Annotated in this window: 12 protein-coding genes; 5 read left to right on the top strand and 7 right to left on the bottom strand. The window is 35.4% G+C overall.

What is annotated here, in order from left to right; all coding sequences use genetic code 11:
• Nucleotides 1-208: 208 nt before the first annotated feature.
• The 3 genes from VB796_RS07220 to VB796_RS07210 all read left to right on the top strand — a co-directional run bounded on the left by VB796_RS07220 (nt 209) and on the right by VB796_RS07210 (nt 3,231).
• Nucleotides 209-1,042: a phosphatidate cytidylyltransferase gene (locus tag VB796_RS07220; protein WP_323345848.1), complete on the top strand. Its 834-nt coding sequence runs from the start codon at nt 209-211 to the stop codon at nt 1,040-1,042.
• A 344-nt stretch (nt 1,043-1,386) separates the two neighbouring features.
• On the top strand, nt 1,387-2,166 hold the full coding sequence (locus tag VB796_RS07215) for a carboxypeptidase-like regulatory domain-containing protein (RefSeq protein ID WP_323345847.1): 780 nt from the start codon (nt 1,387-1,389) through the stop codon (nt 2,164-2,166).
• A 336-nt stretch (nt 2,167-2,502) separates the two neighbouring features.
• A complete protein-coding gene (locus VB796_RS07210) occupies nt 2,503-3,231 on the top strand; it encodes an acyl-[acyl-carrier-protein] thioesterase (RefSeq protein WP_323345846.1) in 729 nt (242 codons plus the stop codon).
• A 193-nt stretch (nt 3,232-3,424) separates the two neighbouring features.
• On the opposite strand, the gene VB796_RS07205 is transcribed toward VB796_RS07210, so the two are convergent.
• The 7 genes from VB796_RS07205 to VB796_RS07175 all read right to left on the bottom strand — a co-directional run bounded on the left by VB796_RS07205 (nt 3,425) and on the right by VB796_RS07175 (nt 11,367).
• Nucleotides 3,425-3,931 carry a hypothetical protein gene (locus VB796_RS07205; protein WP_323345845.1) on the bottom strand — a complete coding sequence of 169 codons (507 nt, stop codon included), beginning with the start codon at nt 3,929-3,931 and terminating at the stop codon, nt 3,425-3,427.
• Nucleotides 3,932-3,985: 54 nt separating this feature from the next.
• Nucleotides 3,986-5,104 carry an endonuclease/exonuclease/phosphatase family protein gene (locus tag VB796_RS07200; RefSeq protein WP_323345844.1) on the bottom strand — a complete coding sequence of 373 codons (1,119 nt, stop codon included), beginning with the start codon at nt 5,102-5,104 and terminating at the stop codon, nt 3,986-3,988.
• A 139-nt stretch (nt 5,105-5,243) separates the two neighbouring features.
• Nucleotides 5,244-6,185: a hypothetical protein gene (locus tag VB796_RS07195; protein WP_323345843.1), complete on the bottom strand. Its 942-nt coding sequence runs from the start codon at nt 6,183-6,185 to the stop codon at nt 5,244-5,246.
• 162 nt (nt 6,186-6,347) lie between these two features.
• The gene (locus VB796_RS07190; RefSeq protein ID WP_323345842.1) at nt 6,348-7,736 is read right to left on the bottom strand and encodes a HAMP domain-containing sensor histidine kinase; all 1,389 of its coding nucleotides are present in this window, start codon (nt 7,734-7,736) and stop codon (nt 6,348-6,350) included.
• A complete protein-coding gene (locus VB796_RS07185) occupies nt 7,736-8,413 on the bottom strand; it encodes a response regulator transcription factor (protein ID WP_323345841.1) in 678 nt (225 codons plus the stop codon). Before VB796_RS07185 ends, VB796_RS07190 begins: the two co-directional genes overlap by 1 nt.
• Before the next feature lie 270 nt (nt 8,414-8,683).
• Complete coding sequence (locus VB796_RS07180) at nt 8,684-10,594, bottom strand: OmpA family protein (RefSeq protein ID WP_323345840.1); 1,911 nt, start codon at nt 10,592-10,594, stop codon at nt 8,684-8,686.
• 143 nt (nt 10,595-10,737) lie between these two features.
• Nucleotides 10,738-11,367, bottom strand: coding sequence for a 7-carboxy-7-deazaguanine synthase QueE (locus tag VB796_RS07175; RefSeq protein ID WP_323345839.1), 630 nt, complete (start codon nt 11,365-11,367; stop codon nt 10,738-10,740).
• A gap of 440 nt (nt 11,368-11,807) precedes the next feature.
• On the opposite strand from VB796_RS07175, the gene VB796_RS07170 reads away from it, so the two are divergent.
• The gene (locus tag VB796_RS07170) at nt 11,808-12,173 is read left to right on the top strand and encodes a PadR family transcriptional regulator (protein WP_323345838.1); all 366 of its coding nucleotides are present in this window, start codon (nt 11,808-11,810) and stop codon (nt 12,171-12,173) included.
• Between the two features lie 80 nt (nt 12,174-12,253).
• Nucleotides 12,254-14,689 carry a PspC domain-containing protein gene (locus VB796_RS07165; RefSeq protein WP_323345837.1) on the top strand — a complete coding sequence of 812 codons (2,436 nt, stop codon included), beginning with the start codon at nt 12,254-12,256 and terminating at the stop codon, nt 14,687-14,689.
• The last annotated feature ends 148 nt before the right edge of the window (nt 14,690-14,837 follow it).

Here is a 14,837-nt window from a genome sequence, read left to right as displayed (position 1 = left end):
ATACCATGTTTTATGAAATCAAATTGGGTTTAGGGAAATTGTAAAATTAAAAGTACCAACTATTCGCCGCTGAACTTCCCGAAAGTTTAAAACTTTCGGGAGGTTTGTCCAAGCCAAATATGGTACGTTATTTTTTACAATTTCCCTTAACATAATTTAGACGTTGCAGGCAACGTCTCTACGGAGAAAATATTAACCATATAATTAAATGAATACAAAATTACAATCAATGTCAAACCTGCAACAGCGGGTTATTGCAGCGGTTATTGCCGTACCTTTTCTAATATTTTGCATGGTTTTTAGCGACTGGACGTTTTACGGACTTTTTGCTTTAATTGCGATTTTAGCACAATTAGAGTTTTATAAATTATTAGGCTTAAACGGAAACGAACCCCTCACCTATTATGGTACTTTTTGCGGTTTTGTGTTAGTCACTATCACATTTTTGATTGAAAAAGGTGTAATTCCAGAGGCAAATTATTACATTCTTTCGCCTTTAATGACTTTGATTTTCTTCATAAAATTATACAAAGCTCAAGACGATAAACCTTTCAGAAACATTGCTTATACATTTTTGGGCGTTATTTACGTGGCTTTGCCATTTGCTTTAGTTATTATTTTGGCATTTTTAACTTACAGATTTAGCTGGCAACGTCCATTGGGTTGTTTATTGCTTTTATGGGCAAGCGACACGGGTGCGTATTTTGCAGGTACAAAATTTGGAAAGACTAAATTATTCGAGCGAGTTTCTCCCAAAAAATCATGGGAAGGTAGCGTTGGTGGATTTTTAGCTTCAATGGGCGTTGCGTTCATTTTGTCACAATACTTTTTAGACCTAAAAGCATGGCAATGGTTTGGTTGTGGAGCAATTATCGTGGTAGCAGGAACTTACGGAGACTTAGTAGAATCACTTTTCAAGCGTAGTATCAAAATCAAAGATTCAGCCTCAACAATTCCAGGACATGGTGGTTTCCTTGACCGTTTTGATGGACTTTTATTGTCGATTCCGTTCATCATTACATTTTTAAAATTATTTTCATAAAAGTGTTGAGAATCAGGGTTTTAGGTTTTAGCAATTAATAGTCTTCTAACCCCTAAAACTAATACCTTATCGGCACTCTCTACCATTTGTCGCAGACTAAAATTAAACCACAGATTCTACTGATTTAACGGATTTACACGGAAAATTAAAACTCCGTTAGAGGAATTAATCTGTTTTATCCGTATTAGTTGTGGTCTAATTTTGTATTACGAAAAAGAGTAGATAATTCAGTACTTTGATTACGCTAAAGATTAGAAATACGTTAAAATCTGTTAAAGACAAACCATTTTATTATCAGCATCGTTTATTTTGTGTAAGTTTACATTCTTCTATATTATTTTAAGATGTCAAGACAAAATCAACATATATTTTTAAGCAAAAAAATAAAGAAAATAGCGAATCTTAAGCATTTGACTATTAGCTTTTTAGCACTATTTATTGCCAGTTTTCTAAGTCTCTCAGCACTTGGTCAACATAATAGTGGTTCAATCGTTTTTCAAGGAAAAGTAGTAGCAGCCCGCACCTCAGAATTCTTACCAAACGCCTACGTTTTCAATGTGCAGTCAGGTAGAGGAGCATTGACGGATGACTTAGGAAATTTTACGTTATATGTTTATCCTGGAGATAGTTTGGTGTTTAGTTATGTAGGTTATAAGAAGAAATATTACATCATCCCTTATATTTTAGAACAGACACAAAGTGCCATTATTCACATGGCTGAGGAAATACGACAATTAGCCGAAGTAAAAGTTTATCCATACAATACCGAAGAGGCTTTCAAAAAGGCATTTTTAGATATGAAACTGGAAAATGAAGCAGGACGTAGAGCTTTAGAGAAAAATTTAGAACAATCAAATCTCAATGTCTTAGCCTTGCAAGCTGGTTTGAGTGGAGCAGGAAACTTCCGAAATTTCTCCGACCAAATGACTTATGGCATGGCAAATAGAAACTTCGTTCAAAGTCCAATCATGGCATTAACTAATCCATTTGCTTGGATGAATTTTATCAAATCGGTGAAAAATGGAGATTTAAAACGAGACGATTATAAAAAAGCCTATCAAGATGCTCCAACAGAAGGAATCTCTCGTCAAAAATTTATGTCAGAATTGAAAAAAGGAAATTGAGAATAGAGAATAGATGATAGAGTATAGATGATAGAGAATAGATGATAGAGAATAGATGATAGAGAATAGATGATAGAGTATAGATGATAGAGTATAGATGATAGAGAATAGATGATAGAGTATAAGTGATATTCAACCATACCCTCCATTCTCTAATATCTACCCTCTATTATCTAATATCTAACCTCTATTCTCTAATTTCTAACCTCTATTCTCTAATATCTACCCTCTATTCTCTATTCTCTAATATCTAACCTCTATTCTCTAATATCTAACCTCCATTCTCTAATATTTAACCTCTATTCTCTAATATCTAACCACTCTTTTATCTAATTAATGGAATTTATTACCGAATCTTACCGTATCCGTATTACCGAAGTTGATGCTCACAGCAAATTAACTATTCCCGCTCTTAATGGACTTTTGCAAGAAATGGCTTGGCGACACTCGGTCGTAGCTAAAGTTTCAGTTCATGATTTATCCGCTCAACATAATATTTCTTGGGTACTTTCACGCTTAAAAATCTGGATTGACCGCTTGCCAAATTACGACGAAACCGTAACGGTAAAAACATACGTCCAAGACATTGATAAATACTTTTATCACCGAGATTTTAAGGTTTTTGACCAAGAAGGCAACGAAATTATCAGAGCCAATAGCGTTTGGGGATTGATGGATATTGTACGTCGCAGAATTACGTCTGTACCCGATTGGATGCGAGCGATTACTCCAACTGATACCAATGAAAAGTATGTAGAGAAGGTTTCAGGCAAGATTTTAGGAATCAGTAATGTAGAAACAGAAAGACGTTTTGATATTCGTTGGCATGATATTGACTCAAATCAGCACGTAAATAATACCAAATATGTGGAATGGCTTTTGGAAAGTATCCCGACCGACACTTTAAATAATGGAACGCTTCGTTCTATTGATATGATTTTTAAGAATGAAAGTATTTTCGGAGATAAAATAACAACCCAAAGCCAATCAATTGAACATGGTTTCATTCATCGAATCTTAAACCAAAATGGTCAAGAATTAGTAACTGGAGAAACTATTTGGTAGTAGCACAGGATTCCATCCTGTGATTAAATTTTCAAAAATACAGGATAGAATCCTGTGCTACTTTTTCAAAAATACAGGATAGAATCCTGTGCTACTTTTTCAAAAATACAGGATAGAATCCTGTGTTACCTTTTCAAAAATACAGGATAGAATCCTGTGTTACCTTTTCAAAAATACAGGATAGAATCCTGTGTTACTTTTTCAAAATCTTTCCTGCTCTACTTCTGAATCCTGCCGACTGAAAGGGGAATTGTTCTTCCAAAATAAAGTGTAATTCTTCTTTTAATTCGGGATAAAATTGAGTTAAATTATCAATAATAGTCATCGAAAAAGCCTTGATTGCAACTGCCTCCGCAGGGTTTTTCAAATAATTAAAACATATCTCGGCAATTATTCCGTGTAAATTTTCTGGAATATCAACGTCCTGCAAAACCCTCACAGTATTTCGTTTGATGGCATCGTGCAAGCCTTCATTTTGCAGATTCAAAATGAGTCTTTCAATATATGGTGTAATCAGAAAATGCCAACGGTCAATGCAATGAATCATAATACCCGCTGCGTATTGATTTTTACGAGTATTTCCTTCAAAAAATATATCCATTAAATCTGCAAAATGTTGCGGAGAGCCATCAATCCAATGAAGAATTCGCTTGGTTTCAGTCTGAGAATTGTATTCGGGAAGAGATTCTTTTAAGTTCATTAAATGATGTCTGATTTATTAATGACAAATTTAATGAGTTGTATTGATTAAAATCTATCGTTGAGCCACCAAAGCCATTGGAGCAATGTTTGGTTTTTTCAAAATATATTGAGCCATTACAGGAAAATGGTCGGAGAAATTAATGCTTGGAATGGTTTTACAAGATTGAACTTGCCAATCAGAACTAAAAAATTGCTGGTCGATACGCACGCAATACGGGTGACGATTGAGCGTAAAACCAAGCCCTTGCCCAGCTTCTTCAAAAGCATTTCTGAAATTCAAACTCAATTTACCATAAGTATAACTGAAGGGCGTTTCATTAAAATCTCCGCAAATAATAACAGGATATTTACTGCCAACAACATAAGATTCTACTTCTGCCACTTGTTTATCACGAGCATTGAAACCTTCTTTCAAACGAGTCATCGTGTCGGAGATTTCAAAAAGGAAACGTTTAATTTCTCCTTGTTTGAAGGCATCAAAAGCCTTATTTATCCTCACTCCCATCGACCAAAGGTGCGTATTTACAATTCTGACGGTATCATTTCCATAAACAACATCGGCACAAATAAATCCATTGATATTGGGTGCAGCTACTCGATTCCAGATTTTACTATATTGTTTTACAATCGGATATTTGGTAAAAATTGCCAAACCAACTGCTCTGTCTTCTGAGAAATTAGTCAATTTTACAACCTTATTATTGTACTGATTTTCAATTTGTTGGTTAGGTGAATATTCTTGAAAACACGCAATATCTGCTTGTAAATCTGTTAAATTATTGTCTGCAATTCTTGAAAAACTTTCACTATTAAAACTCAATACATTTAAAGAATTAGAAGCGACATTTTGGGTCTTTTCATTGCTAACACCCACAAATCGTTTAAGAATTGGCAAGGCACACAAAACCCACACAATGCCAATTGTGGCAATCATTTTTTGTTTTTTTAGCAATAAATAAACAAAGGCAAATGTGGCAAGTAATAAGGCAAAAGGCAAGGTCATCATGATGAAACCTGCTATCCAATGATTAAAAATTGGATAATAACAAAATGACATCGAAATGAAAAGGTAAATTAAGCAGGAATATGCTTTGGGGAATTGATGAAAGAAACGGTACGCAGATTTTAATCCATCAAAAGTGCCTCTTGACAACTCTTTACAAAACTGCAAGAGGAAACTTTTATAATGATGAATTGACGGCAACATATCTTTATTAAATTGAATCAAAAAAATGAAATAAGTCCTAAATAAGTAATCTTTAGCTTTTAAGCGTGAGAAACATTATTTAGGACTCAAAATGTACACTTAATTATTTTACTTCAAAAGCTCCGTTTCCAATTTTGAAACCTTCTGAATATAACTCAATACTGTATTTCCCAGCTTTGTAAGCCGAACCTTTTCCATAAAGAATATCTACTTTTTGGTCATTGTTTTCAAATGGAATTCCTTGTTTTACACTGTATCCAACTTCTTTTCCATCAAATTGTAAAGTTCCACCTTTTCCATCTTCGCTAACCACTGCACCGTTTTGGTCAAGAATTCTTACAAAAATATCTTTCGTGTTTTTTTCCGCTACTGGATTAGAAGGCATGATGAAAGAGATTTTCAAACGGTCAACTTTAGATGATTTGTACAAACCTCCTTCACGAAGTTTTCCATTAGATGCCACCGCTGCCACTTGTACGTTAATAGCTTTCATAGCCGTTGCTAAAGTCACTTTACGTTTCAAATCATCATTTTGAGCTGTGTAAGAAGCAACTGTTTGCGTTAAACCTTCTTTCTCTGTTTTTAAACCTGTATTCTCCGTAATTACTTGTTGTTTTTCTTCTTCAAGTGTTTTTGTACGAGCCAAAAGAGTACCGTTTTCTTCTTTTAATTTTCTGATGTCATCATCTTTTACCACCAAGAAGTTTTCGTATTCTTTGATTTTTGCATCGTATTTTGCTACTGAGAAATTAAAATCTGACTTCAATTTCTTTTTATCGTCTTCTAATTGAGCTTTTACGTTTTCTAATTCTTTAATGTTTCCACCCAATTGTTTTACTTCGGTAATTTTAGTGTCTAATGCTCTTGAAATTGAATCAAGTTTAATTTGGGTTGATGATAATTCTTCAACTTTGGTAGTTAATGATTTTTGAAGTTCGAATGTCTCGTTTCTTGCTCCCATGAACAAATAACTTAATAAAGCGACAACTCCGATTAATACGCCAATGGCAATTTTAAAAATACCTTGATTGTTGTTAGATTCCATATTGATTTTGAGATGGTTTTGTTTTACCATACAAAGCAACAAAATGGAAGTTAAAGAGGGGTTAAAGCCAAATTAAAATTAGCTTAAAGTGTAGGTGTACATGATAAATTGTTAAGTAGTGGGGAATAGCATTCGCCAGTAAAATTATGTAATTGGCGAATGCTATTCGCCACTACTTAACTGATTTGGCAAAACAACCTTAAATGTTGTGCCTTCTTTCATAGAAGTAACTGAGATTTCTCCTTGATGAAGTCGTAGGATTTGGGACACAATGGCAAGCCCAACGCCATGTCCTTGTGTAGCTTTGGCGGTGGCATTGCTTCTATAAAAAGGACGAAAAATGTAGGGTAAATCGGCTTCTGGAATAACCGTTCCTTTATTAAAAACTTCTATAACAATATGAGAAGTTAAAGCTTTGAAATTAACCGTTGCGGAATTACTCTCTGAAAATTTACAGGCATTATCTATCAAATTCATGAAAACGATTTTCAATGAAGCCTCACTTCCTTCTACAATTAAAAGTTCTTCATTATCGGGGAAATCATTGAAATTCAATTGAATATGATAATGCTCATGCCACTTTTTGAGTTGTTTTTTAGCATCCCAAAGTAATTCATCTACCCTAATAGGCATTTTTTGAATACTATCAGGACTAACAACGGTATTGGCTAAATTGAGCAAAGTATTAGTTAATTGAATCAAAGTTCGGGTGTCTTCTTGTAATGAACGTAAATCCTGCTCGTAGTCTTCAACACTTCGTTTTTGTAATAAGGTAACTTCAATTTGCGAGTAAATTTTGGTCAATGGATTCTTCAATTCATGCGAAACATTGGCGATAAACATTTTTTGCATCACCAAAGCCTCTTCTGTACGGTCGAGGAGTTGATTGAAAGTGGCAACTAATAAACCAATTTCATCGGAACGATTAGGATGCTCCACCCGATTTTCAATATTATCTGGAAAAATTTGATTCACTTGTCTAATAATTCCCGACATCGGTGCGAGTGCTTTATCGGCAAAAAACCAGCCCGAAATCCCCAATAAAAGGATTCCTATTAAAATCATGACGAGCAGAATTTTTCGTAAATCTTCCAAAGCATCATTTCCATTGGTATCAATGGCACTCACAAAAACCCAATTGGTATCATTACCATTTTTTACTTTTACGCCAATAATTTGGTACTGATTAAAACGCTTATAAATTGTGGGAGGATTGCCCTGAAGCAAAGGAATAAATACTTCGGCAGTCAATGAATTTTCCTGATTTGCGGAGAAAACCACTTTTTTAAGCCGCTCATTATAAACTGCAATACTTTCATCTGTGAGTAATTCTCGGTCAGAAATATTAACCAATTTCATAACCGTTGTATCAGCAGCGTTTAGGTCAAAAAGTAGTGTTGTGGTTGTAATGGCTCGTTCTTGGAGGCGTTTGTAGAAGCGTTTTTCGAGGTATAATCTGCTAAAAAAGTAAACGCCCACAGAAAAAATCAGCAAAATAGCCGTAGCCAATGCCATGAATTGATAAGTAAGTTTCGAGCGAATATTGAGCATTATGAGACAATTTTTAGCACATAACCCATGCCAATTTGTGTATGGAGTAGCTTGGTATCAAAATCTTTATCAATCTTTTTACGTAAGAAATTCATGTAAACTTCAATCACATTTGTACCTGTATCGAAAGTAATATCCCAGATTTTTTCGGCTAATTCTACCTTAGAAATTACTCGACCTTGGTGACGAATAAAATATTCTAACAACGTAAATTCTTTGGCAGTTAATGGAATTTCTTTTCCCGCACGAACAACGGTTTTAGTATCTAAATCCATTTCTAAATCGGCAACTTTCAACAAATTTGTGTGAACAATGCTTCCCATTCGGCGGGTCAAAGCACGAACTCTTGCCATTAACTCCTTAAATTCAAACGGTTTAGCTAAATAATCGTCTGCTCCAGCATCTAATCCTATAATTTTATCGTCCGTTGTTCCTAAAGCTGTTAAAAGAAGAATTGGCGTATCTATACCTTCATGTCGAAGTTTCTTGCAGAGTTCCAAACCGTTGAGCATCGGCAAGATAATATCAGAAATAATCAAAGCGTATTGATGACGAGTTGCCAACTGAAACCCCATCGAACCATCGTAGGCAATATCAACCTCCCACTGCTGTTCTTCCAAGCCCTGTTTAATGAGTTGTAGCGTTTTTACTTCGTCTTCAATTACTAAAATTTTCATCTGCTTAATTTGTGCGTTAATAAAAGTAACACAGACTTCAGTCTGTAAATGATTATACAGACTGAAGTCTGTGTTACTAACTACACTCAAAATTAGGCAATTAAATAGAAAAACGGACTCAAAACACTATGTTTGAGTCCGTTTTTAAGGTAATTTTAATATTGCGTTTTAGGGTTATGGAGGTAGTATTAGGTATTAAGTCCTAACGATTAAATTGTTTTAGCGTGCATTTTCTTAATACTTAATACCTTGTACTTGATTCCAAATTTCCTACAAAAACTTCACCTCAATTCTACGATTCAATTTTCGGTTTTCGTCAGAAGTATTGGGTAAATATGGGCGAGTTTTGCCGTAACCTTCCGATTTTATTTTGGTGGGATTTACACCCTTTTCAACCAAATAATTCACCACTGATTTTGCTCTTTTTTGGGATAGAATCACGTTATCAGTATCTTTTCCAACGTCGTCGGTATGTCCAGAAATTTCTATGGGAACATCAGGATTTGTTTTGAGCAAAGTCACCAATTTATCCAATTCAACGGTAGATTCGGGTTTTAAATCCCATTTTGCCGTATCAAAAAAAATATTGTTCAAAATCTCTTTAGCATTTTGTTTGATAGGTTCAAGTGGAATATCAAGCACTTTATCCCGACCAATTTTATCAGAAAAATCAAAATTTAAACTCTTGAAAAAATACCCTTTCTTACTCACAAAAACGGCGTATTCTCCTCCACTCGGCAACACGGAAGTATATGTTCCTGTTTGAGAATCTGAGTTTATTTTGCTCACTAATTCGTTATTTTTCAACAAAATCAACTCAATATCAGCTTGTAATTTTTGCTTGGTTTGGGCATCATAAACGATTCCTTTCAAGAAAGAAGTTGCTCTAAACTTCGCCTGTAAACCTTCGGGAACGTCAATTTCTACAATCTTTGCCCGACGATATTTATCCTCTTGGTCACGTTCCAGAGAATAATAGGCTTTTTTACCATCGGCAGTAATAAATAAAGCCACTTGGTCTTCGTGAGTGTTAAGTGGAAAACCTAAATTTTCAGGCTTTGTCCATTTACCATTCTGATTTTCAGAGAAATACAAATCCAAACCGCCCATTCCCACGAGTCCTTCGGAAGAATAAAAAAGTGTTTTTCCGTTGGCATGAATAAAAGGCGAAAGGTCGTCTTCGATGGTATTAATAGTTGTTCCTAAATTAATTGCCTTTCCCCACAAATTGGTGGAATCTATTTTTGAAACCCAAATATCTCGTTTTCCCAAACTTCCTTTTCTATCCGAAACAAAATAAAGCGTCCGACCATCAGCAGATAATGAAGGCTGAGATTCCCATTCGTTAGAATTAATATTTGAGCCTAAATTTTGGGGAGAAGTCCAGTTTTCACCTTGTTTGTAGGAAATGAACAAATCACAACTTCCAAAGCCTTTTTTACCACCGCAGGAAGTAAAAACCAAAGTACGACCATCGGCAGAAATTGTAGCTGTTCCTTCGTTTTCGGGCGTATTTATTTTATCCGAAATTGAAATTGGCGACGACCAAACGCTGTCTTTTTTCGTGGAAACATACAGGTTTTCTTCACTATCTTGATTTCCCGTAAAAATGAGCGCTTCACGGTCGGCAGTCAGGACAGGAAAATATTGCGATTGGAATTTATTAACCGTTTTAGGTAATTCTAAAGGATTGATAATTAAAGGTTTACTCTCAGTTTGAATAGCAAACTTACAGCTTTCGATTCTGGCTTTGTAACGACTTTGTTTGGTAGGAACTACGGCTGGCAGACCTTTTTCCAAGAAAACCAACGCTTTTTGATACTCCCCTTTTTTTAAATACAATTGCCCTACTTGTTGAGAAGCGATTTCTGTAACCGACGTTTTTTCTTGGGCATTGACGGCTTTTTCGTAATTCAAAATAGCATTCCCAAATTGTCGGTTTTGTTCGTACAATCTTCCTAAATAAAAATACGGTTCAGCAAATAATTTATCCCGTTCAATAGCTTCCTCAAATTCAGAAAAAGCCATTTCAATATTACGGTCTTGAAGAGCCTTTACGCCTTTTTCGTAGGCATCAATGGCTTTTTTGTTATTGGAAGAAAGGGGAACTTGTGATAGAGAATATTGAACAGAGAATAGTGTAAAGATGAATAGAAGCGTTATTTTGAAAGCTGATTTCATAGTTTTTGAATGCAATGTCACTTAGTTAAGAAATTGGGGTATTTACTATTTTGTGCAAACTTCCCGAAAGTTTAACCCACAATGGAATTGTTTCGGGAAGTTAATCGGCTAAACTAAACGACATTGGTTTTGAATGTCTCCATTTACGGAATATCCATAAATTTATGCACTTGTAACGAAATTCTCCACTTCGGATTGTTCTTGATATACTCAATTATTTCGGGTAACATCGTTTCCATTCTGCTCCATTCAGGTTGAAGATAAAGCATACAATTCTCAGAAACTACCTCCGCAAAACTTTCTGCCCATTCAAAATCTGATTGATTGTAAATAATTACCTTCAATTCATGAGCTTTTGCATAGATTTCTGGATTGGGCTTTTTGAATTTCTTGGGTGAAAAACAAATCCAATCCCAAGCACCAGTTACTTGCTCACATACGCCAGAGGTTTCAATATTGGTTTCAAAACCTGCTTGATGTAAAGCAGTTGTCAATTCTTCTAAATTGTGCATGAGTGGTTCTCCACCCGTCACCACTGCCAAACGACCTTGATATTGAGAAGCCTCCTCTACAATTTGTTCGAGACTAAGTTTTGGATGGGCATTTATATCCCACGATTCCTTTACGTCGCACCAATGGCAACCGACATCGCAACCGCCCAAACGAATAAAATAAGCGGCTCTTCCTTGATGAAAACCTTCTCCTTGAAGTGTATAAAAAGCCTCCATTACGGGTAAGGCTTGCGTTGTTGTTTCTATATTTTCAGCTATCATTTTCTTTAGGAATTAGTTATTATTGTTGAAGCCCGATTATTGGCGTTCTATATAACGTTATCAGCGTTTTGAACGCTGACAACGTTTAAAACCTTAAACTTTTGCTCTTTAGATTATTGTTCAGAAATGTTTATTCTTATAACATTACAAAATTAACATATTCAAGGTTGAAATCTTGTTTTGGAAGAAAAACAAAATATTCATCAACCTTTAATCCTTCAATTTCCACCATTTATCCAGAAAAGATAAAATTTCCTTATAGTACCTTGCTTTACATAGTACCTTATTATATCTTTGTATAGTTATTTAGAAGAAAAGGGTTACGCAGATATAAAGTGATGAATTAAATAAAAATAAGATTTTACAAAATACTTAAACTTCTCCATAAACCACATCACTCATTATCTCCGTAACTATTCACATAGAAAACCATTAAAATTATGGATTTAGAAAACGCCAAAGTGCAAATGCGAAAAGGAATTCTTGAATTCTGTATTCTGCACATTATTTCAAGAGGTGAAGTTTATGCCTCTGATATGCTTGAAGAACTTACTTCGGCAAAAATTATGGTTGTGGAAGGAACGTTGTATCCACTGCTGACTCGTCTGAAAAACTCTGGATTATTAGATTATAAATGGGTTGAATCCGCTTCTGGACCTCCTCGAAAATATTATGTTTTGACTGATACAGGTAAAATTTTTCTGGCTCAATTTGAGGAAACTTGGACGGAACTACAAACCTCAGTTGCCCAAATAATCCACGATTCATTTCATCATCATAATACACAAGACAAAAGTCAAGCGTAAAATTTTCAATCCACAATGTTCAATGCTCAGTGTTCAAATAATCCGTGAACATTTGAAATTGAGAATTTAAAAATACTCCAATGAAAAAGACTATATCAATCAATATCGCAGGCATCGTGTTTTATATCGAAGATGACGGATTCGATAAATTGAATGCCTATCTGAAAGCCATTCAGAAATATTTTTCCTCTTACGAAGGCTCAAAAGAAATCGTTGAGGACATTGAAGCACGCATTGCCGAAAAGTTTTGGGACAAACAAAAGTCTGAAGACAAACAAGCTATTTCTTTGGAAGATGTTGACGGCTTAATTGCCTCTATGGGTTCAGTTTCCGACTTTGCCGCCATCGAAGAAGATGAAGATTTGGCAACAGCAGGCGAAACTAAAAAAGAAAACACAAGTGACACTACGGAGTCAAAAACTACGGAAGAAACTCATAACCAACAACATAAGTATAACTACGATTACAAGCATTATTCAGCTCCCAAAAAACTGTATCGTGATACCAAACGTAAAATCTTGGGCGGTGTTTGTGCAGGTTTAGCCTACAATTTGGGCTTCGACCCACTTTGGATTCGTTTGGCATTTTTATTTCTGCTTTTAGGAATTGGACCAATTACGGCGGGTGTTTTATCAGGAATTTCTTTCGTTTTATACATTGCTTGTTGGATTGCGTTCCCTGCCAATGCCATGTTGGAAGAAGACGAGCGTATCCGTAAATTTTACCGTAATCCCGACGGAAAAGTATTGGGTGGCGTTGTCAGCGGCATTGCCTCTTACACAGGTTGGGATTTAGGAATGTTGCGTTTTGTATCCGTTTTAAGTATTTTCTTATTTGGTTCTGGCGTTATCATCTATTTGATTTTGTGGGCAATAGCTCCCGAAGCAAAAACCTTGACCGACAAAATGCAAATGTCTGGCGAGCCAATCACCCTTGAAAACATTGAATCAAATATTAAAAGAACATTTAATGTTGAAAACAAACCAGAAGACTCTTTAACCAAACTTTTATTACTTCCTTTCAGAATTATCTCGCAGGTTTTCAAAGCATTAGGGCCTTTTGCAGAGTTTTTGATTTCGGCAGGGAAAATTTTTATTGGTGGAATGATGACCTTCGTGGGCGTAATTTTCATCGTAGCTTTATTCTTCGCTCTTTTTGTAGGAATGACGGCTTTAGAAAATGCTAATATTTATTTCGGAGACAGTATTCCAGTAGGGTTAATTGGTCGTGATGCCTCTCCATTGATGCTAATTGGTGCATTTTTAGCCTCCGCAGTTCCAGCTTTTGTGGTTGCTTGGGCGGGTTTATCACTTCTTACTCGTAAAAATCTATTTACGCCAACCGTTTGGCAAAGTGCTTTAGGTGTTTTCATTGTTGGACTTTTAACCACGATGTACACAGGAGTACGTTACGCTCGTAATTTTGCCAAAACTGCATCAATCGAGAAAGTTACAACCTATACAATTGACCCTAAAACACCATTATTTGAGCTTAATTATACAGGATTAGGTCAAGATTGGGAGCCTTCAACAGAGCTGATTGGCTACGATGGCACCAATATCAGAGTTGAACAAGTTTTCAGAGCTGATGGGCAAGATAAACAAGAAGCCGAGAAAAACGCTTTGGCAGTTAGCTATAATATTGTTCAGAAAGATTCCATTTTGAAATTTGATGACCGATTAGAGTTTAAAGATAATGCTCGTTTCCGTGACCAACACATCAAAATGAAGGTTTATATTCCTTATGAAAAACCTTTTTCGATGACTCGTGGGTTTGCAGAATTTATGGATAATTCACTTGACAGACAATATTGGGAAGATGCAGAAGGCGATAAATTCAAAGGTTCACTTTGGAAATTCACAAAAGATGGTGAATTAGTTTGTATCAATAGAATTTTGAAGGAAGAAGAAGAAAATAACGACGACAATACTTACCGTGAAGATGATTTCACAACAGGAACACCCATCAGAACACTTGATGTAAAAGGTTTTGAATACGTAAAAACAGACGGAAAAGATGGTTCTTGCAATATAATTATTCGTCAAGGAAATGAATTTAAAGTGGAAGTAGGTGGCGTTGATAATCTCGACCAAATTAAATATTCAGTTGCCAATAATACTTTACAAATCGAACAAAAGGATAATCGTATTTTAGAAGTCCACATCACCATGCCAACTCTAAAAGGAATTACGATGAAAGGCGGAAATGGAGAAAGTTCAATCCATAATTTATCAACCGACAATTTCACAATTGATTTATCTGATAACAATTCGTTAAATATAAGTGGGAATACGCAATCATTAACGGCAAAATTAGCCTCAAATGCAAAACTCCAAGCCTTTGATTTTGAAGCACTTTCAGCAAAAGTAGAAGCAAAAGATAACACCTCCGCAGAGATAAATGTGAAAGAAAAAATGGAAGCAAAAACCTTTTCTCACGCACAAATTCGCTATCGTGGCGAGCCATCTGTAAGCCGTTCGGTACAACAAGAAGGTGGTTCGGTGGAGAAAGAATAAGTTTATGACGACACAAAGGCAGTCGTCCTTTTGAAGGACGACTGCCTTAAACTCGATAATTTTATCTGATAAACTAATCCTAAAATCTCTAAATCAAATAAATCATAGCTCAAACAATTTTCCAAGCACATTGCAACCTTATTCTCTA

Source organism: Arcicella sp. LKC2W (assembly GCF_034931005.1).
Lineage (GTDB): Bacteria > Bacteroidota > Bacteroidia > Cytophagales > Spirosomataceae > Arcicella.
The sequence above is the reverse complement of the archived record's forward strand: the minus strand, read 5'-3'. Positions and strand labels throughout refer to the sequence as shown.